Origin of the sequence: Halopseudomonas oceani (assembly GCF_002903165.1) — a bacterium.
GTDB lineage: Bacteria > Pseudomonadota > Gammaproteobacteria > Pseudomonadales > Pseudomonadaceae > Halopseudomonas > Halopseudomonas oceani.
On sequence record NZ_PPSK01000002.1, the window covers coordinates 196,757 to 222,590 of the forward strand.

The window sequence follows — 25,834 nt, forward strand, 5'->3', positions numbered from 1 at the left end:
CGCATAGCCCTTGCCGCAGGGCAGTTTATTATTAGGAGAGACCTCGGGTGAACAGTCTGCTTTCCCCTGCCATTGCGTTAATGAACCGGCTGAGCTATGGCATGAAGTTCTGCCTGATCAGCGTCCTGTTTTTTGTCCCGCTCGGTATTGTCAGCAGCATGCTTGTGCAGCAGGCCTACGACCGTGTCGAGGTGACTGCCCACGCCCTCGACAGCTTGTCGCTGGTGCAGGCGACCTCGGGGGTGCTACGCAACGCTGAACTGGTGCGTGACCTGGATGCGGTCAACACCCGCTTGGGGCAGGGCGGCCAGGCCGATAGTATTGAGCAACGCCTGATACAGGCGCGCTCCTCGTTGATCGAACAGCTGAACAATCTGCCGCTCGAAGCGGACGATCCGGCCGCAGCAGACCTGATAAAAATGCGCGACGGTCTGGTGCAAAGCTACAAGGAGATTGCGGCCGAGTCGATCACCTCCCGTGGTCCCATGTCGGTCCGTGCGATGGACGAAACCGAAAGCCTGCTGAAAATGACAGCCGCATACGCGGGTCTGCCGCAGGACTTCGACCGCAACGTTCGCCAGCTTACCGAGTTACTGATTGGTTCGACGGTAGAGGTGACCTCGGCGCTGGGGCAGGGCCGTGCAACCGGCTCGTATTCCATGGGACTGGGTTTCCTCAACTCAGACGCCAGCCGGGAAATGGATGACCTGGTCAATTCGCTGCAGAAGCTCGGAACCGATTATGCGCAGGCGCTGGATCAGGCGGTGACCAGTACCGGCAGCAGCGCGTTGCAGGGCGCGGCGCAGAGCAGTCGTGAGAGCATCGACAGCGCAATGTCGATCTTTGAAGACGACGTGATCATTGCTGCCTCTCTGGACAGTACCTGGGACGCCTTTTTTGACCGCATCACTGGCGAAATGGATGCGACCTATGCGTTGGATGAGGCCATCTTCGATTATCTGGGTGCCCAGCTCGAGACCCGTCTGGCGAGTAACAAGCGAACCATGCTCGCCCTGGTGGCTTCGTTGTCGCTGGTTGGTCTGTTGATTATCTACCTCTATGCCGGCTTCTATTTCGCTACTCGCCGCACACTCAAGCGACTGTCTCTGCAGATGGGGCAGGTGGCGCGTGGCGATATGACGGTACAGGTTGAGGTTGACAGCCGTGACGAGCTGGGAGCGCTGGCGGCGGACTTCAACAATACCGTTCAGCGCGTGCGCGAGCTGATCCGTCAGGTCAGCGATACCTCTGGTCAGGTGCAGGAACAATCGAGTCAGGTCGAGCATATCGCGACAGAGAGCAGTCAGGCGGTCGCGTCGCAGCGCAGCCAGATTGAGCAGGTGGCGACGGCAATGAACGAAATGGCAGCCACGTCTCAGGAGGTGGCGCGCAGTGCGGCGCTGGCGGTGAACAACGCCGAGCAAGTCAATACCGAGACGCTGAATGGTCGCCGTATGGTTGAGTCTTCAGTGGACGGTATCGAGAAGCTTGCAGGAGAAATCGAGAACTCGGTACGGGTGATCAATCAACTGGCTGACGACAGCTCGTCGATCAGCCGCGTGCTTGATGTGATCAAAGGTGTCGCTGAGCAGACCAACCTGCTGGCGCTCAATGCGGCCATTGAAGCTGCGCGTGCGGGTGAGCAGGGGCGCGGGTTTGCGGTCGTTGCTGATGAGGTGCGCACTCTGGCTCGACGTACCCAGCAGTCCACCGAGGAAATTGAGCAGATGATCGCGCGGCTGCAAGACGGTGTTTCAGCAGCGGTCAAGGCGATGGGCAGCAGCCACAGCATGACGGCATCGACTGTGGAGTCGTCGTTGCAGGTACAGCAGGGGCTGGACAGCATTCTCAAGGCGGTTACCCAGATCGTTGACCAGAGTCAGCAGATCGCCGCCGCTGCCGAGCAGCAGACGGTGGTCAGTCACGATATCGATCAGAACATCGTGCAGATCAATGAGGCCGGCGAGCGCACTGCGCAGGGCGCGCAGCGCGCCGAGGAAGCCAGCGGCCGCCTCGGGCAACTGGTCCACTCGCTGCAAGGCATTATCAACGCCTTCAAAGTGTGACCGCAGGGGCTGCCAGGCTCAGGCCTCAGGCTTGGGCTTGGCAGCCCACAGTACTTCGGCAGTTCCTTCCAGTATGGCGATCGTTCGCGCCACAACAAATAGCAGGTCAGACAGTCGATTCAGATAGATGGCCGACTGATTGTTTACCTCTTCCTCAACCGCCAGCGTCAGATAATGGCGCTCGGCACGACGACACACGCTGCGAGTCAGGTGGGCCTGGGCAACAAGCACTGAACCACCGGGCAGAATGAAGTTCTTCAGTGGCTCCAGGCTGGCGTTGTAGTGGTCAATCAACTGCTCCAACTGGGCGACGTCGGCTGCTTCAATCAGGTCGTGGCCGGGCACGGCCAACTCGCCACCCAGATCGAATAACCGGTGCTGGATTGGGGTGAGTGCGAGTTTGAGGTCTGTCATGTGGGCAGTGTCCATCTGGCATAGCAGCAGGCCCAGATGGCTATTTAATTCGTCCGCATCGCCCATGGCTTCGATCCGGGGGTGATCCTTGCGAATTCGCTCGCCGTTGGCCAGCCCGGTTTCTCCGCCGTCGCCGGTGCGGGTGTACAGTTTGCTCAGGCGGTAGCCCATCGCGTGTGTCTCCTCGAAAGTGTGCGCGCCAGTCTAGGGGCTGTTGCGGTTTTATCACAAGCCATATCACCGGCCCAGGGCGGGCCGAGTGGTGTTGCCGGCAGGATCATCAGTCGGCTGGCAGCCGGTGCGTGCGCAGTGTGTCCTGGGCGGCCCTGTGCAGCCGGTCCAGGGCTGGTGTCGCAAGACCCGCAGCGTGTGCCGCACGGCAGGCGTAGCCGAGAATGTAGTCGAGTTCGGTGCGGCGGCCTGCGTGCAGATCCTGGCGAGTCGAGGAGCTGTTGTTTGCGGTGGCCAGAATGACGGAGTGAACCTGCTGGTCGAGGTCGCCCTGCACGCCTTGCAGCGTCAGGAGTTGCTGCAGCTCGGCCAGGCACTCGGTCAGCCAGCCGTCGGCTCGTTCTGGAACCTCTCCGTTGCGGCAATCATAAATCAGCGTGAAAGGGTTGATCGCGCAATTTACCGCGAGCTTGCGCCAGAGCACTGGCATGATGTCGGGCTGCCAACTGGTTGCGATGCTGGCGGGAAGGGAACTGAGCCAGTCGGGCGCCGGTATATCCGGATGCAATGGACCAATGATGTTGTGGCCGCGGCCCGCCCAGATAAGCTCTTGCTCGCTCGGACGCCAGGCGCCGTCGGTGACGCTGATGCAGTACACGCGGCAGGCGGGAAAGGCGTCCGCAATCGCCTGTTGCGAGCCCAGGCCGTTTTGCAGCAAAAAAATCTCGGCATCGGGCTGCAGGCGGTGGCGCACTGACTCGACAGCAGGCAAGGCAGCATAGGATTTGGTTGCCACCACAAGGCGCAGGATAGGCGTGGTGGCATCCGCTGTTTCTGCCGCCAACGGTAACCGATGCACAGCGGCTCCATCGTTGAACCCAAGCTCACCGCCGTTGCGGTTCCACTGCTCCAGTCGGCTGCTGTTACGAAGGATCAGGCGGCAATCCCTGTTTGCCAGGCGCAGCCGAGCAGCCCACAGCAGGCCGAGACTGCCCGCCCCGACGATATACAGCATGCGGTCCTTAGCCGAGTCGGGCTTCGGTGATCAGGTTGGTTTCGTAAGCATCGTTAAGATGGCTTTCTACCTGTTGCAGCAGCGCCTCGGCCTCGGGTGCTGCCTGTTGGTTGCTCAGGGTACAGATAACCATGCCTGCGCGGATTGACAGGTAGCCTTCGCTGGTCTTGAACGCTTTGAGATTGAGACCGTCGTGCAGACGGCGAAAACTCGCCGGTTTCAGATCGGCTGCCTGGTCGGCGATGGTGACGATGGCGAACGCGTTGTCGTCAACCCGGGCAATCACGTCGGTGGGGCGCACCAGCTGCTGTAGGCGTCGCGCAGTGCCGCGCAGCACTTCCTGTTGTACGGTGTCACCGAAGCGTTCGCTCAGGGCGGGCAGGTTCTGTACGCCCATGACGACCAGGCAGCACGCACCGCCGCGTGATTCAACATTGCGCAGGACTTCGGTCAGGCGCTGAATCAGGTAGCGGCGGTTGCCGATGGCCGTTAGCCGGTCGACCAGGTTGTGTTCTTCCAATTGCGCGTTGTTGGTTGCCAGCAGCTGGTTCTCATCCAACAGACGGTTGATCAACTGGGAGGTGCGGTCGGCAGCGTAAATGCGGGGCAGCAACTGCTCATTCATCGCCGATTTGCTGATGAAGTCATCTACGCCGCGATCAAAGGCTTCGCCGAGGACGTTGTCGCCCTCGCGTGCGGTCAACAGGACCACGTAGGTGTAATGGACCGATTGCTCGTCCAGCTGACGGATACGTGTGGTCAGCTCCAGTCCGTCCATTTCCGGCATCAGCCAGTCGGCAACCATCACGCTGGCCGGCTGTTCTTCATGCATGCGCAGGGCATCCATGGCCGAGCTGGCGAAACGGATGTTGTTATAGCCGGCCTGACTCAGGGTATGGCCGATGACAGCACTGCTGAACTTGGTGTCATCGACTACCAGGATGCTGAGTTGGGGGTTCGGCATGTAGTTGCTCCCTGCTGGACGTTGGCCGGTCTAGGTATAATGCCATGAGGTTATACCGTCGTTTTGTAATGAACATCATAATTTTGGGTTTTTCTGTGAGGTAGCACAATGCCATCTTTTGATGTCGTGTCCGAACTGGACAAACATGAAGTAACCAACGCGGTTGATAATGCCAAGAAAGAGCTGGAGCGGCGTTACGATCTGCGGGGAAAAGGGGAGATCGACTTCAACGATAAGCAGAAGACGATCACCATGAGCGCGGAGTCCGACTTTCAGCTTGAGCAGATGATGGGGATTCTTGAACTCAGTCTGACCAAGCGCAAGATCGATATTCGCTGTCTGGACGCGGGCGAACCATTTGCCTCTGGCAAGCAGGTCAAGCAGGATGTGTCGTTTAAGGAAGGGATCGACAAGGAACTTGCCAAGAAAATCGTTGCCTTGATCAAGGATTCCAAGCTCAAGGTACAGGCCGCGATTCAGGGCGATCAGGTACGGGTAACGGGCAAGAAGCGCGACGACTTGCAGGATGTCATGGCGCTGTTGCGCGGCAGTGAGCTGGAGCTGCCGCTGCAATACAACAACTTCCGCGACTGAGGTCGCGATCCATCGCTGATAAAAGGGGGCACGAATGGATGAAATCATGAACAAGCTGCAAGGGCTTGAAGAGACGCTGCTGCCGCTGCTGGTTGAGTATGGCAGCAAGCTGGCACTGGCGCTGCTGACGCTGCTGATCGGCTGGTGGCTGATTGGTCGTCTGATGAAAGCTATGAACGGGGTCATGACCAAGCGCAACCTAGAGCCAACGCTGCATGGCTTCATCGGCTCAATGGTATCCGTCGCGCTCAAGGTGCTCCTGCTGATCAGTGTTGCCGGTATGGTGGGTATCGAGACAACGTCCTTCATCGCGGTGCTGGGTGCCGCTGGCCTGGCTGTAGGCTTGGCACTGCAGGGCAGTCTGGCCAACTTCGCCGGTGGAGCCTTGATTCTGTTTCTGCGTCCGTTTCGCGCCGGTGAATACATTGAGGCGCAGGGCGTTGCCGGCACGGTTGATAGCATTCAGATTTTCAACACCGTACTGAAAACGCCTGACAACAAGACTGTGATCGTGCCCAATGGCAGCCTGTCCAACGGCAATATCATCAACTATTCCCGCCAGGCGACCCGTCGCGTCGATCTGAATATCGGTATTGATTACAGCGATGACCTCAAGCAGGCCAAGGATATCCTGATGGGGCTGGCCCAAGGCGACAGCCGTGTGCTCAAGGATCCAGAGCCAGTAGTCTGGCTGGTATCGCTGGGTGACAACTCGGTGAACCTGTCGCTGCGTATGTGGACCAAGACAGAGGATTACTGGGGCGTTTTCTTCGAGTTGCAGGAAAAGGCCAAGCTGGAGTTTGATGCAGCAGGCATCAGCATTCCGTTCCCGCAGCGGACTGTGCATCTGGTACAGCAGACGTCCTGATTCACTCGGGCACTGTGACAAAAAAACCGGCCATGGCCGGTTTTTTTGTGTCTGTAAGTCAGTCTATGCCGGGGCGGCGCAAGCGATCCGGGTGGGCGTATCTGAGCAGGGCGAAAGCGAGAATGATCGCCGGTAACCCGGTCAGTGCGGTGGCCATAAAGAAGTGGACCCAACCCAACTGGGTGGCCAGAACGCCGGTGAAGCCGGCGGCAAACTGGCCCGGCAGGGTCATCAGAGAGCTGAACAGGGCGTATTGGGTCGCGGTGTAGGCGGTGTTGGTCAGGCTCGATAGATAGGCAATGAACACCGAGATAGCCAGCCCGCCAGTAATGTTGTCGGCAATGATGGCGACGATCAGCCCGTCCGGTTGTGGGCCGATGAAGGCCAGCCAGGCAAAGATCAGGTTGGTCGCTGGCGCCATGAACGCGGTCAGAATCAGGATCGGCGCAATGCCGAAACGGGCCACCATCAACCCGCCGAGGGCTGCGCCGGCCAGTGTCATGGCCAGACCGAAAGCGGCGGCGATGTTGGCGATCTGCTCCTTGCTGAAGCCGATATCGAGATAGAAGGGGTTGGCCATGGTGCCCATGAAAATATCGCTGACTCGGAAGGTCGCGATAAACAGCAGAATGATGAAGGCAACCCGGCCATAGCGCTCAAAGAACTCGGTAAAGGGCGCAATGAATGCGTTGAAGGCCCAGCCGGACAGCTGCAGTCGCCAGCCACTATGAACCGACTCGCTCAGGTGCTGAGTCAGGCGGGCCTCCTGCGCTCGGGTTGCATCAGTAATTTCCACGCTCGGTTCAGCAATAATCAGTGTTGTTACCAGCCCGATCAGCATCATGCCGGCCATCAGCCCATAGGCCATGCTCCAGTCCTGCAGGGCGGCGATGTGCAGGGCGCCCGCGCCGGCAGCGAGGATGGCTACCCGGTAACCGGTGACGTAGGTGGCGGCCATGGCGGCCTGGCGGTGCTTGGCTTCGGCTTCGACCCGGTAGGCGTCAATGGCGACATCCTGAGTGGCCGAACCGAAGGCGGCCAGCACTGCCCATAGCGCAACCCATTCCAGATGCTCCAGCGGATTGGTCATCGACATGCCAAGCAATGCGCCGGCAATCACCAACTGGGCAAGTAGCATCCAGCTGCGCCGACGCCCGAACAGGCGCGTCAATATGGGGACCGGCAAACGGTCGATCAGTGGCGCCCACAGAACCTTGATCGAGTGCGCCATACCGACCCAGCTGAGAAAACCGATAGACGCTAGTTCGACGCCGATATCGCGTAGCCAGGCGCTGAAGGTGCCGCCGACCAGCAACAGTGGCAGACCGGCGGAGAAGCCGAGAAACAGCATGCCGATGACGCGTGGCTTGAGGTAAACCCGAAGGCCTTCAGCTGGCAGGGGAGTGGTACTGGAATCGGAAGGGCTGGAACTCATGCTTGTCCTTGTGATGGCGCGGGGTACTCTGGCCAGCCGTAGTGTCGCAGATTCACGCGACCGTTGCGTACCAGTATGCCTTCGGCAGCCAGTCTTTCGCGTTGTTCCCGGCCGCTGGGGGAATCGGGCCCGAGTGACAGCTTTCCCTGGCTGTTGAGGACGCGATGCCAGGGCAGGTTTGTACCCTCAGGCAGTTGTCCAAGCCAGCGCCCGACCAGGCGCGCTCCACGGCCAAGGCCAGCCAGCTCCGCGAGGCGGCCGTAGCTGGTGACGCGGCCGGGCGGGATGCTGGCCAGCACCTGAAAAAAGACCGCCTTGCGTTCGTCACCTGCTGGAGGGTTGAACGCTGGCGCTATCTGCCGGTCTTTCATGGATAATCGCCCGTTTAACCTGATGCCTGCTGGATGGTGTTCAATGCCGTTGTTCCGCGTTGTCTTGTTGTGCTGTCTTACCTTGCTTTCCTGGCGCAGTGTCGCTGATACCCTGTGGCTGGACAATGGGGATCGTCTGACTGGCAAAGTCGAGTTCCTCGAAGGTGGCAAGCTGGTGCTGGAGACGACCTATGCCGGGACCTTGACCATCAGTGTCGCCCGTATCAGAACTTTCAACAGCGAGGAGCCAGTGTTGGTCAAGTTGCGCGACGGCATCCAGCACACCGTGCAGTTGGCCGAGTCGGAGCAGGATGGCCAGGTGCTGCTGCGGGTACCTAACCGGCGACCGGTCGCCACCGAGATTGGCTCGATACGCCAGTTGCTGGTCCCCAGGCCATTGGTTCAGGACTCGGTCTGGGAGGGCGATGCCAGTGCGGCGCTCGATATTAAGGACACCTCCGGAAACGAGAAGCGCGATATCGATATCGATGTCACCTCACGCCTGCGTCACGGTCGCTGGCGCCATGATTGGGCACTGGACTACGACCGGGACTACAGCAACGACGTCAAGACCAGTCACACGCTCGACGTCTCCTACGATCTCAATCGCTTTATCACCGACCAGTGGTTTTGGGCCAGCAGCGTGCAGTACAAGCGTGACCATATTAACGAGATAGCCAAGCAGCGTCAGTTTGGCATGGGCCCAGGTTACGAGTGGTGGAATACCGCCCTTGGGCGGTTCGAGACATCTGCGCGGCTGGACCGGGTCTGGCTCAAGGAGCGCGATGGCAATCGTTCGCGCTATGACGCCCTTGGCCTGCAGTGGGATTACCGGCGTTTTCTGCTGGGCAAGCGCTTCGAGTTGTTCCACAGCGCAGAGACACAAATCCCCGACGATCCAAAGGTCCGCTATCTCATGGATGCCGATCTGGGGATACGCTATCGGCTTACCAGTTGGGCGTCGCTAAGCCTCAAGGGCGAGCTGGATTACCTGAATACCACCGACGACAGTGGCTATCGAGATACCCGATACACCCTTGGACTGGGTGTGGGCTGGTAGGGACGGCAGGGGAGAAAAAACGTGCGGATTGGCGGCGCGCGGCCACCAATCCGCAGACAGCATCAGAGACGCAGACCACCGTCCAGTTCAAGGATGCGGCCGGTGTAGTAGTCGTTCTCGAACAGGTAGGCTGCCGAGTGAGCGATCTCTGCCGGTTTGCCCATGCGCTTGAGCGGAATGCCTGAAGTCATTTTCTCCAGCGCTTCCGGCTTCATGCTGCCGGTCATCTCGGTTTCGATGAAGCCCGGAGCAATGCCGGCAACACGGATACCGTAGCGGGACAGCTCTTTCGCCCAGGTGACGGTCATAGCGGCCACTCCGGCCTTGGCGGCGGAGTAGTTGGACTGACCAACGTTACCGGCGCGAGAGATCGACGAGATGTTGATGATCAGGCCTTGAGTGCCCAGCTCGATCATCTTGGCAGCCACTTCGCGGGTGCCGAGGAATACGCCGGTCAGGTTGACGTCGATAACCGCCTGCCACTGCGCCATGCTCATTTTCTGGATTTGACCGTCTTTAGCCTTCAGCAGCAGACCGTCGCGCAGGATGCCCGCGTTATTGATCAGTCCGTGAATGGCGCCAAAGTCTTCGGCAACCTGGTTCACCATGTGGGTGACCTGCTCTTCGTTGGCAACGTTGCAGATGTACGAGCGGGCGTCGCCGCCAGCGGCTTTGCAGGCTGCAACAGCAGCATCCAGCGCTTCCTGATTGAGGTCGACCAGAGCCAGTTTGGCGCCTTTGGCAGCCAGGAATTCGCCCATGGAACGACCCAGGCCCTGTCCGCCACCGGTGATGATGATAACGCTGTCTTGCAATTGCATTGGGCTCTCCTCGCAAGGGGGGATGGAAATGAGGTGCGCAAGCATGCACCAGATTTTCGATATTTTGAATACCTGAAGCCGTATTCTGGTCACTTTCTGACCTTGGTGGCGGTGCCATTGGTCGACCTGCCGGTTGAAAGCTGAAGAGGTCGTACCCATATACTTGAAACCTGTCCAATACGAGGTGCGTATGCCCCTGTTCAGATTCTTCCTTTTGCTCCTGCCCCTGCTTGAGCTGGCTACCCTGATCCTGCTTGGCCAGCGCATTGGTGTAGGCGCAACCCTGCTGTGGGTGCTGGGTACCGGCCTGCTGGGTCTGGTGCTGATCCAGCGCCAGGGCTGGTCGATGCTGCAGCAGCTGCAAATCCGCATGGCGGAAAATCGCTCACCTTTTGCCGTGTTGAAGACCGGCATGTGGTGGCTGCTGGCCGGCGTGCTGTTGATGATCCCTGGTTTGATAACCGATGCGCTGGCGGTGCCTTGCCTGGTGCTGGCGCTGGTATCCCGTGGCAAACCGGGGCCGGGCGAGCCCGGTGGCCCGAACGTGTGGCGGCGCGGAAACACCACCATTATCGAGGGCGAATGGCATCCCGATGATCCAGATCAGGTGTCGCCGGATCGCCGTATCGACCGAGATTGAAAAAAATCTTGCGCTTACCTCTTGAAATGGCCTTGCTAAGCCCCATCTAGTTCACACCGGTTTGGCGGGCTCTGTGAAAGGGCTGAGCCACGAATAGCGACGGGCCGCAAGGCTCGTCCTTCGGATTCGCACTGCGGGTCCGGATTACAACGTGAAAGCGCCGGGTTTCCGGCATTGAAGATCATTTATTGGGAGACACACAACGATGAAAATTCGTCCGTTACACGATCGCGTAGTCGTTCGTCGCAGCGAAGAAGAAACCAAGACTGCTGGTGGTATCGTTCTGCCCGGCTCGGCCGCTGAAAAGCCGAACACCGGGGTTATCGTTGCTGTAGGTACCGGGCGTCTGCAGGACAACGGCGAAGTTCGTCCGCTGGCCGTCAAAGAAGGCGACAAGGTGGTTTTCGGTCCTTACTCCGGCAATAACACCATCAAGGTCGATGGTGAAGACCTGCTGATCATGAGCGAATCCGAAATCTACGGTGTACTGGAAGGCTGATCCGCCACCCCGACACCCCTTAACGAATTCATTTGAAGGAAAGCAAACATGGCTGCAAAAGAAGTTAAATTTGGTATTTCCGGTCGCAACAAGATGCTGGACGGCGTAAACACGCTGGCCAACGCGGTTAAAGCTACCCTGGGTCCGAAGGGCCGTAACGTGCTGATCGAGCGCAGCTTCGGCGCGCCGCTGATCACCAAAGACGGCGTGTCCGTTGCCAAGGAAATCGAGCTGAAAGACAAGTTCGAAAACATGGGCGCGCAACTGGTTAAGGACGTTGCTTCCCGTGCCAACGATGACGCCGGTGACGGTACCACTACTGCAACCGTACTGGCGCAGGCCATCGTGACCGAAGGTCTGAAAGCGGTTGCTGCTGGCATGAACCCGATGGACCTGAAGCGCGGTATCGACAAGGCCACTGCTGCCATCGTTGCCGAGCTGAAGAACCTGGCCAAGCCGTGTGCAGATTCCAAGGCCATCGCCCAGGTTGGTACCATCTCCGCCAACTCTGACGAGTCCGTCGGCAGCATCATTGCCGAAGCCATGGACCGCGTTGGCAAGGAAGGCGTGATCACCGTTGAAGAAGGTTCCGGTCTGGACAACGAACTGTCTGTTGTAGAAGGCATGCAGTTTGATCGTGGCTACCTGTCTCCCTACTTCGTCAACAAGCCGGAAACCATGTCTGCTGATCTGGATCAGCCTTACATCCTGTTGGTCGACAAGAAAATCTCCAACATCCGCGAGCTGCTGCCGGTTCTGGAAGCCGTTGCCAAGGCTGGTCGTCCGCTGATGATCGTTGCTGAAGACGTTGAAGGTGAAGCGCTGGCGACACTGGTTGTCAACAACATGCGTGGCATCGTCAAGGTTTCTGCGGTCAAGGCACCGGGCTTCGGTGATCGTCGCAAGGCCATGCTGCAGGACATCGCCATCCTGACCGGTGGTACCGTGATCAGCGAAGAAGTGGGTCTGAGCCTGGAAACCACTACTCTGGAGCACCTGGGTCAAGCCAAGAGCGTTCAGATCAACAAGGACAACTCCACTATCGTTGACGGCGCTGGTGCCAAGGCTGATATCGAAGCCCGCGTTAACCAGATCCGCAAGCAGGTTGAAGAAACCACCTCCGACTACGACCGTGAGAAGCTGCAAGAGCGTCTGGCCAAGCTGGCTGGCGGTGTTGCTGTGATCAAGGTTGGTGCTGCTACCGAAGTGGAAATGAAAGAGAAGAAGCACCGCGTTGAAGACGCGCTGCACGCTACTCGTGCTGCCGTTGAAGAAGGTGTGGTACCTGGCGGCGGTGTTGCCCTGGTCCGCACTCTGGCGGCTATCGAAGGTCTGGCTGGTGACAACGAAGACCAGAACGTCGGTATCAAGCTGCTGCGTCGCGCTGTTGAATCGCCGCTGCGTCAGATCGTCACCAACGCTGGTGAAGAAGCTGCCGTTGTGCTGGAACGCGTCAAGGCAGGCGAAGGTAACTTCGGTTACAACGCTGCAACTGGCGAGTACGGCGACATGATCGACATGGGCATCCTGGACCCGGCCAAGGTCACCCGCAGCGCGCTGCAGGCTGCCGCCTCGGTCGCCAGTCTGATGATCACCACTGAAGCCATGATTGCCGAGCTGCCGGAAGAGAAGCCGGCTATGCCCGACATGAGCGGCATGGGTGGTATGGGCGGTATGGGCGGCATGATGTAATCAGCCTCCCGGCAAACCCGAAACCCGGCTCGAGAGAGCCGGGTTTTTTTATGCGTCAAAAGCGCGCCCTGACGTTGGGCGTATGAAACAACCAGTCCCGCAGGCCCGGACAGGAAGGCGAAAAGGGGCTGGCTAGCGCTCGGCAGTCGGACGCTGCTGGTCGAACGTATGCGCGAAGACGCTCTTCATTCACATCAGCCATTGCTTAACCCGCTGCTGCGCTGGTGTCTCTCCTGAAGCAGAACCACTGCGGTGGTCGTTAGCATAAAGCCGACGGCCGCCCAAAGCACGCCGGTGGCCAGCCCGCGATCCAGCAAGAGGCCGAACAGGATCGGGCCGATGACGCCACCCAGGTTGAAGCCGGTGGAGACGATGCCGAAGGTCTTGCCCTCGGCACCCGCCGGCGATGCTGCCCGCACCAGCATGTCACGCGAAGGAGCCACCATTCCGGTCAGGAACCCCGCCGCCCCCAAGGCGATCGTCAGGGCAATGGGGGGTAGCGCTACCTGGATAATCAGGACGACGATCAATGCCGCCAGCGCAAAGGCCCCCGCCGCGACATAGCCATGCCGGCTGGTGCGATCCGCCAGCACACCACCGGCCAGCACGCCAAAGGCGCTGGCAAACAGAAAGACTGTCAGTGCCAGGTTGGCTGCCGGCAATGTCACGTCAAAGCCCTGTACCAGCGCTGATACCGAAAACTTCTCGATAGCGCCCGTGCTCAGGCTGAGCAGAGTGAACAGCAACGTCAGGACTGCCAGCGTCATTACCGATGTGGACACCGGGCGGGTCCCGGCGTTGTGCGATCCACCGGCAATGGCATCGGGATGGTGGTTTGTTGTCGGTGTGCTGCTGACCATCACACCCCAGGCAGCCAGCCCGGCCAGCGCGGCAACGGCAAAGGACCAGCGCGGTGCCAGAAGCAGTGCAACGCCAACCATGACCGGCGGTGCCAGAGCCCCACCCAGAAAACCTGCGAAGGTATGAATTGAGAAGGCTCTGCCCATTTTGTCGATAGGCAGGCCGCGTGACAAAAGCGAGTAATCGGCCGGGTGGTAGACCCCGTTGGCGAGGCCAGCAAGGGTCATGGCGACGAGCAGACATGGGTAGCTGGGGAACACGGCGACCAGTCCGAAGCTGAACGTCCCCAGCAGGAGCGCAGCCATCAGCATCCGCCGGGCTCCCAGTCGATCAACCAGATAGCCGAGCGGCACCTGTACCAGCGCAGAAACGATATTGAACAGACCGATCGCAAAGCCCAGCTCGACAAAGCCGACTTGCATGGTGTCAGGTAGCAGCGGCAGCAGCGCGGGGAGCGCCATGATGTGCAGATGGCTGACCAGATGGGCGGTGGATACCTGCCCCAATAACAGATTGGGTGACGACTTCATTTCAGTCCCTCGTTATTCCCCTGCCGGGGATCAGCCGCAGAGCGTATCCAGTACGGTTGCAAGTTTTTTGACTGCCGCTTCCAGTTCATGGGGCGCATGAGCGGCGAACCCCATCAGGAAACCCGCCTGGTGCCTGCTCGACGCGTGCAGGGCTGTTAGTCCCAGCAGGTCGATGCCGGCCCGGCGTGCAGATTCCACTGCCTCATGTTCGGGGAGGTCACGGGTGAACAGGCAGGGCATCTGCATGCCACCTGCGGGCACGCGCGGTTCCAGATAGTCAGCCAGGTGCTCTGTTATCAACTGGGCCAGTACATCGCGTCGCTTGGCATAGATGGATCGCATGGTTCGCACATGTGCGCCGAAGTGACCGTCGTCGATAAAGCGTGCCAGCGTGAGTTGCGGAATCGGTGCGCTGTGTCCGTCAAGCAGGGTGCGGGCCACGGTCATGGGGGCGACCAATGCGGGAGGCAGCACCATGTAGCCGATGCGCAGCCCGGGAAACAGCGATTTGGTGAAGGTGCCGATGTAGATAGTGCGATCGTGCGGATCAAGCCCCTGTACGCAGGCGGTAGGCTTGCCGGCGTAGTGAAACTCGCTGTCGTAATCGTCCTCGATGATCCAGCCTTGCTGCTGGCTGGCCCAGTCGATGACTGCCAGCCGCCGATCCAGGGCCAGTGTCGCTCCGGTAGGGAACTGGTGCGATGGCGTAAGGAACACCGCCTTCGCCGCCCCATTGGGTGCCTGTGTTGACTCGAGCAGTTGGTCCACGCGCAGTCCGTCCGAGTCCACAGGGATGGGCACGCACTCCAGGCCGGCAGCATCGAATGCCTTGCGTGCCCCGTGATACGCCGGATCTTCGATAAAAATCCGGTCACCAGCGTCGAGTAGTACCTGGGCGCACAGGGTCAAGGCTTGCTGGGAGCTGGTCAGCACCAGTACGCGTTCAGGCGTGGCGCGTGCCCCGCGTTCAAGATTGACGTAGTTGGCGATGGCGCGCCGCAGTGACTCCATGCCCTGTGGCGGGCTATGCAGCAATGCCTGCGTGCCGTAATCCTTCAACACCTGTCGCTCCAGCCGCTCCCAGGTCTGCAGTGGAAAACTGCGTGTCTCGGGTACACCCGGCGCAAAGGCACGTGGCAGCAGAAAGTCGCGTACGCCACCACCCTGAAATAGGGCGCTCCCACGCTGGCTGAGACGTGTTGTCTCGTGCTGTGTTCTGGGGCGTGCTGTATTGCCGAGGCCTTGCAGGCGTTGCGCACGCTCTGAGACGAAGCTGCCGCTACCCACCCGCCGTTCGATGAAGCCCTCCGCGTGCAGCTGGCTGTAGGCTGACTCAACCGTGTCGCGGGACACCCCCAAAGACTTTGCCAGCGCACGTGTCGCAGGCAGCGGTCTGCCCACATCGAGCACGCCATCAAGGATCAGCTGACGAATGGCCCGCTGCACACGTGCATGCAGCGGCAAGGCGGCATGCGCCGGATCACTGATCCAGGCTTTGACTGATTCAAGTTGAGCATGTCTGAACAATTGGTCTGATCCTCTATGCGTAATTGGCTGGTATCACCAGTCCATTTTAAGGGTATAAATATATTTCACAACCCGCCCAGTCATGTTTCAGGAGCCAACATCAGGCCATGTCATCTGTCTCTGCACCTTCATCTGTTCGCGGGAGCGACTTGCTCCATCCTGTTCTGGCAGGTCTGATCTCGGTTATCGTCAACTACGGCGGTACCTTCATCCTGGTGTTCCAGGCCGCCAAGGTAGCGGGGCTTGGCCCTGAGTTGACCGCCTCCTGGGTGTGGTCGATTTCCATTGGTGTGGGCGTGACGGGGATCATTCTGAGCTGGGCTTCCCGTGAGCCGGTCATCACCGCCTGGTCCACCCCAGCAGCCGCATTCCTGGTCACGGCGCTGGCGACTACGTCCTATGCCGAAGCTGTGGGTGCTTACCTTGTTTCGGCTGCGGCTTTTGTGGTGCTGGGGTTGTCGGGCTGGTTCGAGCGGGTTATCCGTTTGATACCGCCGGGCGTGGCTGCCGGCTTGCTGGCCGGCATCCTGCTCCAGTTCGGTATCGGGGCGTTCGGTGGAATGAGCATCGACCCGCTGCTGGCTGGGGTGCTGATCGTTGCTTACCTGGTGTTCAAGCGGTTCTCGGCGCGCTATGCGGTGGTCGGCATTCTGCTGCTAGGGCTTGGCTTTCTGCTGGTTCAGGATCGCGTCGACCTGTCGGAGCTGAGGCTGGAACTGGCGACACCGGTTTTCACCATGCCGGTCTTCTCCCTCAATGCGCTATTGAGCGTGGCGCTGCCGCTGTTCTTGATCACCCTGACCGGACAGTACATGCCAGGCATGCTGGTATTGCGTAACGACGGTTTTAAAACCAGTGCCAACCCTATTGTGACAGTCACCGGGCTGGGTTCGTTGCTGATGGCGCCGTTCGGCTCACACGCCTTTAACATCGCTGCGATCACGGCCGCCATCTGTACCGGCCAAGAGTCACACGCGGAGCCATCCAAACGCTGGATCTCCGGTATCGCTGCGGGCGTGTTTTATATTCTGGTCGGCGTGTTCGGGGTCACATTGGCTGCGGTTTTCATGGCGTTTCCGGCGACTTTCATCACCACACTGGCAGGCTTGGCGTTGCTCGGCACCATCGGTGGCAGTCTTGCCAGCGCGATGGCTGATACCAAGACCCGCGAAGCCTCGTTGATCACTTTTCTGGCTGCGGCCGCCAACATCAACCTGTTGGGTATTGGTGGTGCTTTCTGGGGGCTGGTGATCGGGCTGGCGGCGTATGCGCTGCTGCACGGCCGGCTGCCCCAGCGAACAGCGGCATCGACTGTCGCGCCGGCATCGACTGAAGGGAGCACACGCTGATGAGTATGGTATCCGAGACCCCAACCAGCCACGACCAACACGGTCGCTACCCCGAAGCTACGACGGTTGAGGAGGTTCGCCGCAATCTGGCTGCGGTGCAGGCGCGGATCGTTGCCGCTTGCCAGCGCGTTGGCCGAGACCCGGCAACGGTGCGCCTGCTACCCGTCAGCAAGACCAAGCCCGAAACCCGTTTACGGTTAGCCCATGCTGCAGGCTGCAGGATGCTGGGTGAAAACAAGCCACAGGAGGCGTACCGCAAATGGACGGCGATGCGGGATTTGACCGATCTGCGCTGGTCTGTCATCGGCCATCTGCAGACCAACAAGGCCAAACTGGTCGCACGTTTCGCGACTGAGTTTCAGGCGCTGGACAGTGTGCGTGTCGCTGCCGCGCTGGATCATCGCCTGCAGCTGGAAGGCCGCACGCTGGACGTGTTTGTGCAGGTCAATACCTCGGGGGAGTCCAGCAAGTACGGACTCAGCCCCGACGCAGTACCGGCCTTCCTGCAGGCGCTACCGGCATTCACGACCTTGCGGGTCCGTGGACTGATGACGCTGGCGCTGTTCTCCAGCGATGCCGAACGGGTGCGTCAGTGTTTTGTGCGGCTGCGAGAGCTGCGTGATCGCCTGCGGCAGGACGCGCCGCCAGGGATGGTGCTGGATGAGCTTTCAATGGGCATGTCGGGTGACTTCGAAATTGCTATTGAGGAAGGCGCCACCGTGGTGCGCGTCGGCCAGGCCATCTTTGGCGCCCGTCCAATGCCGGACAGCTATTACTGGCCCGGTGAACCCAGCACAAAGGAACCGAAAACATGAAAACCGCCATTGCCATCCGCCATCTGGCTTTTGAAGACCTCGGAACGCTGGAGCCGCTGCTGCAGGCTCGTGGCTATACCGTGCGTTATCTGGATGCCACCGTTGATAGTCTGTATGCGGCCGATACGCTATCGGCCGACTTGCTGGTGCTGCTGGGTGGCCCCATCGGCGCCTTTGATGATCCCGCCTATCCTTTCATTACTGATGAGTTGGCGGTGATCAGGCATCGCCTGGAGAGTAAGCGCCCACTGCTGGGCATTTGTCTGGGTGCACAGTTGATTGCACGCGCTCTGGGCGCCAGTGTCAGCAGCATGGGGGGCAAGGAAATCGGCTTCTCGCCATTGACGCTCACCGCGGAGGGGAACGCTTCGCCGCTGGCAGCGCTGGGCGATGTGCCGGTGCTGCACTGGCACGGTGATCGCTTCGACATGCCTGCCGGCGCCACGCGGTTGGCGGGAACAGCCATCTGTGCCAACCAGGCTTTCAGGGTGGGTAACCACGTACTGGCCCTGCAATGCCACCTGGAGGCGGACCCCCGGCGTATTGAGCGCTGGCTGGTCGGCCATGCATGCGAACTGGCACTCGCTGGCATCGATCCGTGTGCTCTGCGTGCCGAGGCGCAGGCGTTGCAGTCCGATCTGCCGCAGGCTGCACGGGCGGCGTTTGCAGCTTGGCTGGATGAGGTTGAAGCAGCGCCATCAGGGGGGATGTCACCATGACCGCCTCTCTGTCTTTGCCCTGCTCAGTTCAAGCTTTGCCTGTCGATGTGGTGTCGGTGCAGTCACAGGTTGTGTATGGCCGGGTTGGTAACAATGTTGCCGTGCCGACGCTCGAAGCGCTGGCATTGTCGGTGGCTGCGGTTCCTACCGTTATGTTCAGCAATACGCCGCATTACCCGACAATGCACGGTGGCGCGCTGCCCCTTGAGTGGTTCGGTGGCTACCTGAATGACCTGTCGGCTCGCGGTGCGCTGCACGCCTTGCGCGGTATTCTGGTCGGCTATCTTGGTAACGCCCGGCAGGTTGATGCGCTGGCGCCCTGGATTCGGGCGCGGCAGCGGCAGCAGACCGATTTGCGCGTCGTGATTGATCCGGTGCTGGGCGATACCGATCACGGCATCTATGTCGATCCGGGTCTTGTGGATGCTTATCGCCGGGATCTGCTGCCGCTGGCCGAGGGCTTGACGCCCAACGGATTCGAGCTGGGGCGCCTGACCGGCCGGCCGGTGAATGATGTTGAAAGCGTGGTTGCCGCCGCCCGCACCTTGCTGACCGGACGCACGCAATGGGTTGCCGTCACCAGTGCGGCGCCTGATACCTGGGCCGCTGACGAAATGCAGGTCGTGCTCGTCTCCCGCACCCAGGCCGAAGTTATCGCGCATCCGCGCCTCACTGCGACCCCCAAAGGCACTGGCGACCTGTTCTGTGCCAGCTTGGTTGGGCATTGGATCAATGGTGTCGATCTGTCGGAGGCGGCCACCCGCGCGTGCCGCCACGTCGTTAGCGTGTTGCAGCGTACCCAGCAGGCGCAATGCGCTGAATTGCTGCTGCCCCTGACTGGCCGATGCAATGCCGGCAGGGCGGTGGATCATGCGTCAGTCAGCAAATTTACCTACAGGATTTTTCCATGCAAGCAGTCACTTCCCATCTGATGCGCGCCTATGCTCGTCAACCGGTCTCCTTCGTGCGTGGTAACGGCGCGCAGCTCTGGGATGAACAGGGTGTTGAGTACCTAGATGCAATTGCCGGTGTCGCGGTCACCAGCCTTGGTCACGCTCATCCGGAGATTGCTGCTGTCATCGCCGATCAGGCAAAGACACTGCTTCACACCTCCAACGTGTTTGGCATCGACTGGCAGGAGCGGCTGGGAGAACGACTGTGCGCGTTGACCGGGATGCAAAGCGCCTTTTTCTGCAACTCGGGCGCCGAAGCCAACGAGACGGCTATCAAGCTGGCCCGGCTGCACGCCCATCGTAAACAGGTCCTGCAGCCGCAGATACTGGTCATGGGAAATGCCTTTCATGGCCGCACCCTAGCGACACTCGCCGCCACAGACAATCCGGCTAACCAGCAGGGGTTCGGGCCGCTACCCGAGGGCTTTCTGCGGGTCCCCTACAACGACATTCGTGCTGCACGCGAGGCGGCCGAACATTGCCCGGACATTGTCGCGGTGCTGATTGAGCCGGTGCAGGGTGAAGGCGGCATTCGGGTGGCCAGTGCTGACTACTTACGCGAGCTGCGCTCACTCTGTGACCAGCATAGCTGGCTGTTGATGCTGGATGAGATTCAAACCGGCCTGGGCCGCACAGGCGCCTGGTTCGGCTATCAGATAGCGGACATCGAGCCGGACGTCATAACGCTGGCAAAGGCCCTGGGTAACGGGTTTCCTATCGGCGCCTGCCTGGCGCGCGGTGCGGCGGCTGATCTGTTTTCTCCCGGTCTGCACGGTTCGACTTTTGGCGGTAATCCGCTGGCCTGCAGGGTGGCCTTTACCGTGCTCGACATCATGGCGCGAGAGCGGCTGGCGGAACGGGCTGCGGTGCAGGGTGCTCGTTTGCTCGCGGGGTTGCAGCAGGCGCTGGGCGCTCATCCGCATGTCACTGCCATCCGTGGTCAGGGACTGATGGTAGGAATCGAGCTGGATCGGCCCTGCAAGGAGCTGGTGGGACGCGCGCTGTCCGAGCAGCAGCTGCTTATTACGGTGACCCGAGATACCGTCATTCGGCTATTGCCGCCGCTTACCTGCACTGACGAGCAAATCGACGACATTGTGCTGCGTCTTACCCGCCTGCTGTCGGCGGGCACGGAGGTGGGTGTGATGAAAGTTCAACCTAGCGCAGAGCTGGAGCCCGCGACCTGATTTGCGAAGTGAACCCGCAAGTGACGGTGGGCGTAGTTGAGCTGAATGACGCTCGCCGACCTGAATAGGCCAATCCCGAATTTCAGAGAAAGGAACAACCCCATGTACGACACCTCCCTGGCGCTCAGCGACTTTGACCCAGAGCTGGCCGATGCGGTTAAGCAAGAAGAACGCCGGCAGCAAGACCACGTCGAGCTGATTGCGTCAGAGAACTACGCTAGCCCGCTCGTGATGGCCATGCAGAACTCGGTATTCACCAACAAGTACGCTGAGGGCTACCCCGGTAAGCGCTATTACAGCGGCTGCGAGCATGTGGACGTTGCTGAGCGCCTTGCTATCGAACGGCTCAAGAGGCTGTTCGACTGCGATTATGCCAATGTCCAGCCCCATGCCGGTGCCCAGGCCAACGCGGCTGTATTTCTGGCGCTAACCAATCCCGGCGATACGGTGATGGGTATGAATCTGGCCCAGGGTGGCCATCTTACCCACGGCAATCCGTCCAACTTCTCGGGTCGCCTTTACAAGATCGTGCCTTACGGGCTCAACCCGGAGACCGGGCTGATCGACTACGATGAGATGGAACGCATCGCCCTGGAAACCCGGCCCAAGATGCTGATCGGCGGGTTCTCCGCCTACTCGCGTTACAAGGACTGGGCGCGCATGCGCTCGATCGCCGACAAGGTGAGCGCCATCTTCTGGGTGGACATGGCTCACGTAGCTGGACTGGTTGCGGCGGGGGAATACCCCAATCCGCTGCCCTATGCCCATGTCGTCACCAGCACCACCCACAAGACGCTCCGCGGCCCACGCGGCGGCATCATTCTGGCCAAAGGTCAGGGTGATGACTTTTACAAGAAGCTCGACTCCGCTGTGTTCCCGGGCACCCAGGGCGGCCCGCTGATGCATGTCATCGCCGCCAAAGCCATCGCCTTCAAGGAGGCGCTGCGGCCGGAGTTCAAGACCTACCAGCGCCAGGTGGTTGCCAACGCCCGGGCGATGGCGGCCGTGCTTCAGCAGCGTGGCTACAAGATCGTCTCGGGCGGCACCGACAACCACCTGATGCTCATCGATCTTTCCGCCAGGCCTTACACCGGCAAGGAGGCTGATGCGGCCCTGGCGGATGCCTACATCACGACGAACAAGAACTCGGTGCCCAATGATCCGCGTTCACCTTTCGTCACCTCAGGCATACGCATTGGTACGCCAGCCTTGACTACGCGTGGCTTTGGGATCGTCGAGTGCGAACAGGTGGCGGGTTGGTTGTGCGACGTGCTGGATGCAATGGCAACCGGTGTAGACGAACTGACCGCAGTGCGTGACCGGGTCCGGGAGGAGGTGGTGACGTTGTGCCGCCGTTATCCGGTATACGGCCCATGCATGTGCGATTGATTGCGGCTGTAGGAGGTTCGGGTTGCCGAGCGCTGTTGTGCTAGAGAAACTCAGCGCTCTTCTTGATTGATGACATTTTGTTGGGCTGTTTTTTGTAAGAGATTTCCTACAAAGCGTGTGAGACTTCGCCGTTGCAAGATGTGGGTGGAACGAGTTTTTGCCCGTGCTTGAAATGGTAAGTGCATGAAAATATTGATTTTTATTTTTGATAGTGTGCCTGTTTTGGTCGCTGTAGGGGGCTTGCGGACGATCCGGCATTCGTTAAGATGTACTCAAGCGCGACGGATAGCGCTACTCGGCAGGGAGCTGAGTCAGGGATTTTCAGGAAGATGAAGCCAGGATGGCTGGACACGGAAAGCACATATGGAATAAAGAGTGGGCGGGCTATCCCGCCCCTTTTTTTGCCTGAAATTTGACCCCAAAATTCAGAGCCTCAAGCCTCAAGCCTCAAGCCTCAAGCCTCAAGCCTCAAGCCTCAAGCCTCAAGCCTCAAGCCTCAAGCCTCAAGCACCAAGCTAAAACCACATAACAGGCTCACACTGGTGCGCTTCCAGCTTGCAGCACAAAAAAACCGGCACATGGCCGGTTTTTTTATTGCGTGGCAGCTGGCTGCTCAGCGCTCCAGGTATTGCAGCTTGTCCGGTACGCCATCCCACTCTTCGGCGTCGGCCAGTGCATCCTTCTTCTCGGTGATGTTCGGCCACACTTCAGCCAGATCGGCGTTCAGCTCGGTGAACTCCTGCATATCCTCTGGCACCTCGTCTTCAGAGAAGATGGCGTTGGCCGGGCATTCGGGTTCGCACAGGGCGCAGTCGATGCACTCGTCTGGGTGAATGACCAGGAAATTCGGGCCTTCGTAGAAGCAATCAACCGGGCAGACCTCAACACAATCGGTGTACTTGCACTTGATGCAGTTGTCGGTAACAACAAAGGTCATGGTGAGGTCTCCATTGAATCAGGCTGGCAAAATCTGGCGCGTAGTCTAGCAGTTTTTTACCGGCGGTACAGAGTAACGCCGGGTTTTGCGCAGATTAAAGCGAGGTCGCGACACGTTTGATGCAAATGAATATCATTTGCCGAAATTACGACCACTCTCGTTTCAGTTTGTACAGTAGCTCAAGCGCTTGGCGAGGGCTGAGATCATCCGGCTCCAGTGACTGCATCTGTTCGACCAGAGGGTGAGGTGCGCTGGCAAACAGATCACTCTGGAACGGTTGCTCGCTGGTGCCTGCAGGCTTGCTGCCGTGCTGCTCCAGACTCTGCTGCTCCAGCTGGGCGAGGTGTTCGCGCGCACGCAGGATGACCGGACGCGGTACACCGGCAAGCTGGGCGACTTGCAGGCCATAGCTCTGGCTGGCCGGACCGGGCTGGACGTTGTGCAGGAACACGATGCGCTCGTTATGTTCAGTGGCATTCAGGTGCACGTTGGCCACGCCTTCGTCAGTATCGGCCATGCCGGTCAGCTCGAAGTAGTGGGTCGCGAACAGGGTGAAGGCGCGAACCTTGGCCAGATACTCGGCAGCAGACCAAGCCAGCGACAAACCGTCGAAGGTGCTGGTGCCACGGCCGACTTCGTCCATCAGGACCAGGCTGGCGGCGGTGGCGTTATTGAGTATGTTGGCGGTTTCGCTCATTTCGACCATGAAGGTTGAGCGGCCGCCGGCCAGATCGTCACTGGAACCGATACGGGTGAAGATGCGGTCGACGCAGGACAGCTCGACGTCTGCCGCCGGCACAAAGCTGCCAATATGGGCCAGCAGTACAATCAGCGCAGTCTGGCGCATGTAGGTGGATTTACCGCCCATGTTCGGGCCGGTAATCACCAGCATGCGGGTGTCGGCGTCCAGGTCCAGATCGTTGGCGACGAAGGGTGTTTCCAGCACCTGTTCGACCACCGGGTGGCGTCCCTGGCTGATCTGCAGCTGACTGCCCTCGATAAAGCGCGGGCGGCTGTAATCGAGGCTGCCGGCGCGCTCGGCGAGGGTGCAGAGCACGTCGATCTCGGCCAGGCTGGCAGCGCTGGTCTGCAGTGCGGCAAGGTCTTCGTTGAGACGGTCGATCAGCTCATCGTACAGCTGCTTCTCGCGAGCCAGCGCGCGGCTGCGGGCCGACAACGCCTTGTCTTCAAAGGCCTTCAGTTCAGGTGTGATAAACCGTTCGGCGCCCTTGAGGGTCTGGCGGCGAATGTAGTCTGCTGGCGCCTGATCGGCCTGGCTGCGGGACAGCTCGATAAAGTAGCCGTGTACCCGGTTATAGCCGACTTTGAGCGTGTTCAGCCCGGTACGCTCGCGTTCGCGGGTCTCCAGGTCGATCAGATACTGGCCGGCGTTTTCGCTGATGTTCTGCAGCTCGTCCAGTTCGGCGTCGAAACCGGCCTTGATTACGCCGCCGTCGCGCAGCACGGCGGGCGGGTTGTCGATCACGGCGCGTTCCAGCAGCTCGGCCAGCTCCGGGTAGGTGCGTACCTGTTCGGCCAGATTGCGCAGGTGCGTTGTTTCCAGCGTCTGCATGCAGTCCTGCAGCGCGGGCAGGGCGGCCAGCGCGTCGCGCAGGCGTGCCAGATCGCGCGGACGCGCAGAGCGCAGGGCAACCCGGGCGAGTATGCGTTCGATATCGCCGATGCCCTTGAGCTGCGGCTGCAGGTCGAGATAGAACTGCTGGTCGAGCAGGGCGCTGATGCTGTCCTGGCGTGCGCCCAGGACCTTCAGGTCCCGCAGCGGACGATTCAGCCAGCGCGCCATCAGGCGGCTGCCCATGGCCGTTGCAGTATGGTCGAGCACGTCGAGCAGGGTGTTGTCACGGCCACCAGACAGGTTCTGGTCGATTTCCAAATTCCGGCGGCTGGCGCTGTCGATAATCACGCTGTCTTCGAATCGCTCTTGCGCCATGCTGCGGATGTGCGGCAGGGCGGTGCGCTGGGTTTCCTTGGCATAGCTCAGCAGCGCACCGGCGGCGCCGAGGCCGAGGGTCAGGTCCTGACAGTCGAAGCCAACCAGATCCTTGGTGCCGAATTGCTGGGTGAGGGCCTTGAAGGCGCTGTCCTGATCGAACTCCCAGGGGGCGCGGCGACGCACGGCGCGGCGGCGTTCGATTGGCGTATTGCTTTCCCAGTCATCGGGAATCAACAGCTCGGCTGGCGCCAGACGTTCCAGCTCACCGAGCAAGGTCTCCCAGCCGCGCAACTCCATGACCACAAAGCGGCCGCTGTTGATGTCGAGCGTTGCCAGACCGAAGCCGCGCTCGGCACCCACCAGCGCGGCCAGCAGGTTGTCACGGCGCTCATCGAGCAGTGCTTCATCGCTGACCGTGCCCGGGGTAATGATGCGGGCAACCTGGCGCTCGACCGGGCCCTTGCTGGTGGCCGGATCGCCGACCTGCTCACAGATGACGACCGACTCACCCAGTTTGACCAGCTTGGCCAGATAGCCTTCGGCGGCATGGAACGGAATGCCGGCCATCGGGATCGGCTGACCGCCGGACTGGCCCCGTGCGGTCAGGGTAATATCGAGCAGTCGAGCCGCTTTTTTGGCGTCGTCGTAGAACAGCTCGTAAAAGTCACCCATGCGGTAGAACAGGAGCTGCTCGGGGTGCTGCTGCTTGATGCTGAAATACTGCTGCATCATCGGCGTGTGGGCGGGGGATTCGGATTTGCTCTTTTTCATCAATGACTCGAAATATGCGGCAAAGGCGGTGTCACCGGGCGCGGCGGATGCGCTGGGAACGGTGGCTGAAGCGCCGTTTCAGGTTGGCGCAAAGGGTATCACGTCGCTGTCGCCTGCTGCAGTGCCGCAGGTGGTTGGCGATGGCGGGAAACCCTGATTGCCGAATGTGGTCGCAGGGTATTCGCAGGCAGCGTGCCAACTGGCATGCTGTTGTCTGATATCCACGCGTACA

The 25,834-nt window shown here is 60.2% G+C and carries 24 protein-coding genes; 14 read left to right on the plus strand and 10 right to left on the minus strand.

Annotation, left to right across the window (positions count from 1 at the left end):
* Positions 1 to 47: 47 nt before the first annotated feature.
* Entirely contained in the window at positions 48 to 2,066 is a 2,019-nt protein-coding gene (locus C1949_RS19370) for a methyl-accepting chemotaxis protein (RefSeq protein ID WP_104737021.1), read from the plus strand.
* A gap of 18 nt (positions 2,067 to 2,084) precedes the next feature.
* Here the strand turns inward: C1949_RS19370 and C1949_RS03115 are convergent, their stop codons facing one another.
* The 3 genes from C1949_RS03115 to C1949_RS03125 form a co-directional block, all read right to left on the minus strand.
* Positions 2,085 to 2,651: a cob(I)yrinic acid a,c-diamide adenosyltransferase gene (locus tag C1949_RS03115; protein ID WP_104737022.1), complete on the minus strand. Its 567-nt coding sequence runs from the start codon at positions 2,649 to 2,651 to the stop codon at positions 2,085 to 2,087.
* 109 nt (positions 2,652 to 2,760) lie between these two features.
* Entirely contained in the window at positions 2,761 to 3,666 is a 906-nt protein-coding gene (locus C1949_RS03120; protein WP_104737023.1) for a 2-dehydropantoate 2-reductase, read from the minus strand.
* Positions 3,667 to 3,673: 7 nt separating this feature from the next.
* Complete coding sequence (locus tag C1949_RS03125; RefSeq protein ID WP_104737024.1) at positions 3,674 to 4,630, minus strand: GGDEF domain-containing response regulator; 957 nt, start codon at positions 4,628 to 4,630, stop codon at positions 3,674 to 3,676.
* A 108-nt stretch (positions 4,631 to 4,738) separates the two neighbouring features.
* On the opposite strand from C1949_RS03125, the gene C1949_RS03130 reads away from it, so the two are divergent.
* Both C1949_RS03130 and C1949_RS03135 read left to right on the plus strand, forming a co-directional pair.
* Positions 4,739 to 5,224, plus strand: coding sequence for a YajQ family cyclic di-GMP-binding protein (locus tag C1949_RS03130; protein ID WP_104737025.1), 486 nt, complete (start codon positions 4,739 to 4,741; stop codon positions 5,222 to 5,224).
* A 34-nt stretch (positions 5,225 to 5,258) separates the two neighbouring features.
* On the plus strand, positions 5,259 to 6,092 hold the full coding sequence (locus C1949_RS03135; RefSeq protein WP_104737026.1) for a mechanosensitive ion channel family protein: 834 nt from the start codon (positions 5,259 to 5,261) through the stop codon (positions 6,090 to 6,092).
* Positions 6,093 to 6,150: 58 nt separating this feature from the next.
* Here C1949_RS03135 and C1949_RS03140 read toward each other — a convergent pair whose 3' ends face one another.
* Positions 6,151 to 7,527, minus strand: a complete 1,377-nt coding sequence (locus C1949_RS03140; protein ID WP_104737027.1) for an AmpG family muropeptide MFS transporter — start codon at positions 7,525 to 7,527, stop codon at positions 6,151 to 6,153.
* Positions 7,524 to 7,898 (minus strand): MGMT family protein, encoded by a 375-nt coding sequence (locus tag C1949_RS03145; protein ID WP_104737028.1) that lies wholly within the window; start codon positions 7,896 to 7,898, stop codon positions 7,524 to 7,526. The genes C1949_RS03140 and C1949_RS03145 overlap by 4 nt, the downstream gene beginning before the upstream one ends.
* A gap of 43 nt (positions 7,899 to 7,941) precedes the next feature.
* On the opposite strand from C1949_RS03145, the gene C1949_RS03150 reads away from it, so the two are divergent.
* The gene (locus tag C1949_RS03150) at positions 7,942 to 8,958 is read left to right on the plus strand and encodes a DUF481 domain-containing protein (protein WP_170062987.1); all 1,017 of its coding nucleotides are present in this window, start codon (positions 7,942 to 7,944) and stop codon (positions 8,956 to 8,958) included.
* Between the two features lie 62 nt (positions 8,959 to 9,020).
* On the opposite strand, the gene C1949_RS03155 is transcribed toward C1949_RS03150, so the two are convergent.
* Complete coding sequence (locus C1949_RS03155) at positions 9,021 to 9,779, minus strand: SDR family oxidoreductase (RefSeq protein WP_104737030.1); 759 nt, start codon at positions 9,777 to 9,779, stop codon at positions 9,021 to 9,023.
* A 190-nt stretch (positions 9,780 to 9,969) separates the two neighbouring features.
* Between C1949_RS03155 and C1949_RS03160 the strand changes: the two genes are divergently transcribed.
* The 3 genes from C1949_RS03160 (at position 9,970) to groL (ending at position 12,610) form a co-directional block, all read left to right on the plus strand.
* Complete coding sequence (locus tag C1949_RS03160; protein ID WP_104737031.1) at positions 9,970 to 10,419, plus strand: FxsA family protein; 450 nt, start codon at positions 9,970 to 9,972, stop codon at positions 10,417 to 10,419.
* A 205-nt stretch (positions 10,420 to 10,624) separates the two neighbouring features.
* Complete coding sequence (locus C1949_RS03165) at positions 10,625 to 10,918, plus strand: co-chaperone GroES (RefSeq protein ID WP_104737032.1); 294 nt, start codon at positions 10,625 to 10,627, stop codon at positions 10,916 to 10,918.
* A gap of 48 nt (positions 10,919 to 10,966) precedes the next feature.
* Positions 10,967 to 12,610, plus strand: coding sequence for a chaperonin GroEL (gene groL / locus C1949_RS03170; RefSeq protein WP_104737033.1), 1,644 nt, complete (start codon positions 10,967 to 10,969; stop codon positions 12,608 to 12,610).
* 194 nt (positions 12,611 to 12,804) lie between these two features.
* Here groL and C1949_RS03175 read toward each other — a convergent pair whose 3' ends face one another.
* Both C1949_RS03175 and pdxR read right to left on the minus strand, forming a co-directional pair.
* On the minus strand, positions 12,805 to 14,001 hold the full coding sequence (locus C1949_RS03175) for an MFS transporter (protein ID WP_104737034.1): 1,197 nt from the start codon (positions 13,999 to 14,001) through the stop codon (positions 12,805 to 12,807).
* Positions 14,002 to 14,031: 30 nt separating this feature from the next.
* The gene (pdxR, locus tag C1949_RS03180) at positions 14,032 to 15,528 is read right to left on the minus strand and encodes a MocR-like pyridoxine biosynthesis transcription factor PdxR (RefSeq protein WP_104737035.1); all 1,497 of its coding nucleotides are present in this window, start codon (positions 15,526 to 15,528) and stop codon (positions 14,032 to 14,034) included.
* A gap of 107 nt (positions 15,529 to 15,635) precedes the next feature.
* On the opposite strand from pdxR, the gene C1949_RS03185 reads away from it, so the two are divergent.
* From C1949_RS03185 to glyA, 6 genes are all read left to right on the plus strand, one after another.
* Entirely contained in the window at positions 15,636 to 16,877 is a 1,242-nt protein-coding gene (locus C1949_RS03185; protein WP_104737036.1) for a benzoate/H(+) symporter BenE family transporter, read from the plus strand.
* Positions 16,877 to 17,692, plus strand: a complete 816-nt coding sequence (locus tag C1949_RS03190) for a YggS family pyridoxal phosphate-dependent enzyme (RefSeq protein WP_104737037.1) — start codon at positions 16,877 to 16,879, stop codon at positions 17,690 to 17,692. The genes C1949_RS03185 and C1949_RS03190 overlap by 1 nt, the downstream gene beginning before the upstream one ends.
* Entirely contained in the window at positions 17,689 to 18,411 is a 723-nt protein-coding gene (locus tag C1949_RS03195) for a glutamine amidotransferase (RefSeq protein ID WP_104737038.1), read from the plus strand. Before C1949_RS03190 ends, C1949_RS03195 begins: the two co-directional genes overlap by 4 nt.
* The gene (pdxK, locus tag C1949_RS03200; protein ID WP_104737039.1) at positions 18,408 to 19,343 is read left to right on the plus strand and encodes a pyridoxine/pyridoxal/pyridoxamine kinase; all 936 of its coding nucleotides are present in this window, start codon (positions 18,408 to 18,410) and stop codon (positions 19,341 to 19,343) included. Before C1949_RS03195 ends, pdxK begins: the two co-directional genes overlap by 4 nt.
* A complete protein-coding gene (locus C1949_RS03205; protein WP_104737040.1) occupies positions 19,319 to 20,551 on the plus strand; it encodes an aspartate aminotransferase family protein in 1,233 nt (410 codons plus the stop codon). The genes pdxK and C1949_RS03205 overlap by 25 nt, the downstream gene beginning before the upstream one ends.
* 102 nt (positions 20,552 to 20,653) lie before the next feature.
* A complete protein-coding gene (glyA, locus tag C1949_RS03210) occupies positions 20,654 to 21,940 on the plus strand; it encodes a serine hydroxymethyltransferase (protein ID WP_104737041.1) in 1,287 nt (428 codons plus the stop codon).
* Positions 21,941 to 22,553: 613 nt separating this feature from the next.
* Here the strand turns inward: glyA and fdxA are convergent.
* Together fdxA and mutS are read right to left on the minus strand one after the other, a co-directional pair.
* Complete coding sequence (gene fdxA, locus C1949_RS03215) at positions 22,554 to 22,877, minus strand: ferredoxin FdxA (protein ID WP_104737042.1); 324 nt, start codon at positions 22,875 to 22,877, stop codon at positions 22,554 to 22,556.
* A 145-nt stretch (positions 22,878 to 23,022) separates the two neighbouring features.
* Positions 23,023 to 25,602, minus strand: a complete 2,580-nt coding sequence (gene mutS, locus C1949_RS03220; protein ID WP_104737043.1) for a DNA mismatch repair protein MutS — start codon at positions 25,600 to 25,602, stop codon at positions 23,023 to 23,025.
* On the opposite strand from mutS, the gene C1949_RS19375 reads away from it, so the two are divergent.
* On the plus strand, positions 25,589 to 25,759 hold the full coding sequence (locus C1949_RS19375) for a hypothetical protein (RefSeq protein WP_170062988.1): 171 nt from the start codon (positions 25,589 to 25,591) through the stop codon (positions 25,757 to 25,759). The two genes, mutS and C1949_RS19375, sit on opposite strands and share 14 nt — an antisense overlap.
* Positions 25,760 to 25,834 lie beyond the last annotated feature (75 nt).

Coding starts and splice junctions, on each gene's coding strand:
- fdxA (WP_104737042.1), bottom strand. CDS start 22,877: ATGACCTTTGTTGTTACCGACAACTGCATCAAGTGCAAGTACACCGAT.
- C1949_RS03120 (WP_104737023.1), bottom strand. CDS start 3,666: ATGCTGTATATCGTCGGGGCGGGCAGTCTCGGCCTGCTGTGGGCTGCT.
- C1949_RS03205 (WP_104737040.1), top strand. CDS start 19,319: ATGCAAGCAGTCACTTCCCATCTGATGCGCGCCTATGCTCGTCAACCG.
- C1949_RS03115 (WP_104737022.1), bottom strand. CDS start 2,651: ATGGGCTACCGCCTGAGCAAACTGTACACCCGCACCGGCGACGGCGGA.
- C1949_RS03155 (WP_104737030.1), bottom strand. CDS start 9,779: ATGCAATTGCAAGACAGCGTTATCATCATCACCGGTGGCGGACAGGGC.
- C1949_RS03150 (WP_170062987.1), top strand. CDS start 7,942: ATGCCGTTGTTCCGCGTTGTCTTGTTGTGCTGTCTTACCTTGCTTTCC.
- C1949_RS03190 (WP_104737037.1), top strand. CDS start 16,877: ATGAGTATGGTATCCGAGACCCCAACCAGCCACGACCAACACGGTCGC.
- C1949_RS03130 (WP_104737025.1), top strand. CDS start 4,739: ATGCCATCTTTTGATGTCGTGTCCGAACTGGACAAACATGAAGTAACC.
- C1949_RS03175 (WP_104737034.1), bottom strand. CDS start 14,001: ATGAAGTCGTCACCCAATCTGTTATTGGGGCAGGTATCCACCGCCCAT.
- C1949_RS03195 (WP_104737038.1), top strand. CDS start 17,689: ATGAAAACCGCCATTGCCATCCGCCATCTGGCTTTTGAAGACCTCGGA.
- C1949_RS03135 (WP_104737026.1), top strand. CDS start 5,259: ATGGATGAAATCATGAACAAGCTGCAAGGGCTTGAAGAGACGCTGCTG.
- C1949_RS03165 (WP_104737032.1), top strand. CDS start 10,625: ATGAAAATTCGTCCGTTACACGATCGCGTAGTCGTTCGTCGCAGCGAA.
- mutS (WP_104737043.1), bottom strand. CDS start 25,602: ATGAAAAAGAGCAAATCCGAATCCCCCGCCCACACGCCGATGATGCAG.
- C1949_RS03140 (WP_104737027.1), bottom strand. CDS start 7,527: ATGAGTTCCAGCCCTTCCGATTCCAGTACCACTCCCCTGCCAGCTGAA.
- C1949_RS03125 (WP_104737024.1), bottom strand. CDS start 4,630: ATGCCGAACCCCCAACTCAGCATCCTGGTAGTCGATGACACCAAGTTC.
- C1949_RS03145 (WP_104737028.1), bottom strand. CDS start 7,898: ATGAAAGACCGGCAGATAGCGCCAGCGTTCAACCCTCCAGCAGGTGAC.
- glyA (WP_104737041.1), top strand. CDS start 20,654: ATGTACGACACCTCCCTGGCGCTCAGCGACTTTGACCCAGAGCTGGCC.
- C1949_RS03185 (WP_104737036.1), top strand. CDS start 15,636: ATGTCATCTGTCTCTGCACCTTCATCTGTTCGCGGGAGCGACTTGCTC.
- pdxK (WP_104737039.1), top strand. CDS start 18,408: ATGACCGCCTCTCTGTCTTTGCCCTGCTCAGTTCAAGCTTTGCCTGTC.
- groL (WP_104737033.1), top strand. CDS start 10,967: ATGGCTGCAAAAGAAGTTAAATTTGGTATTTCCGGTCGCAACAAGATG.
- C1949_RS03160 (WP_104737031.1), top strand. CDS start 9,970: ATGCCCCTGTTCAGATTCTTCCTTTTGCTCCTGCCCCTGCTTGAGCTG.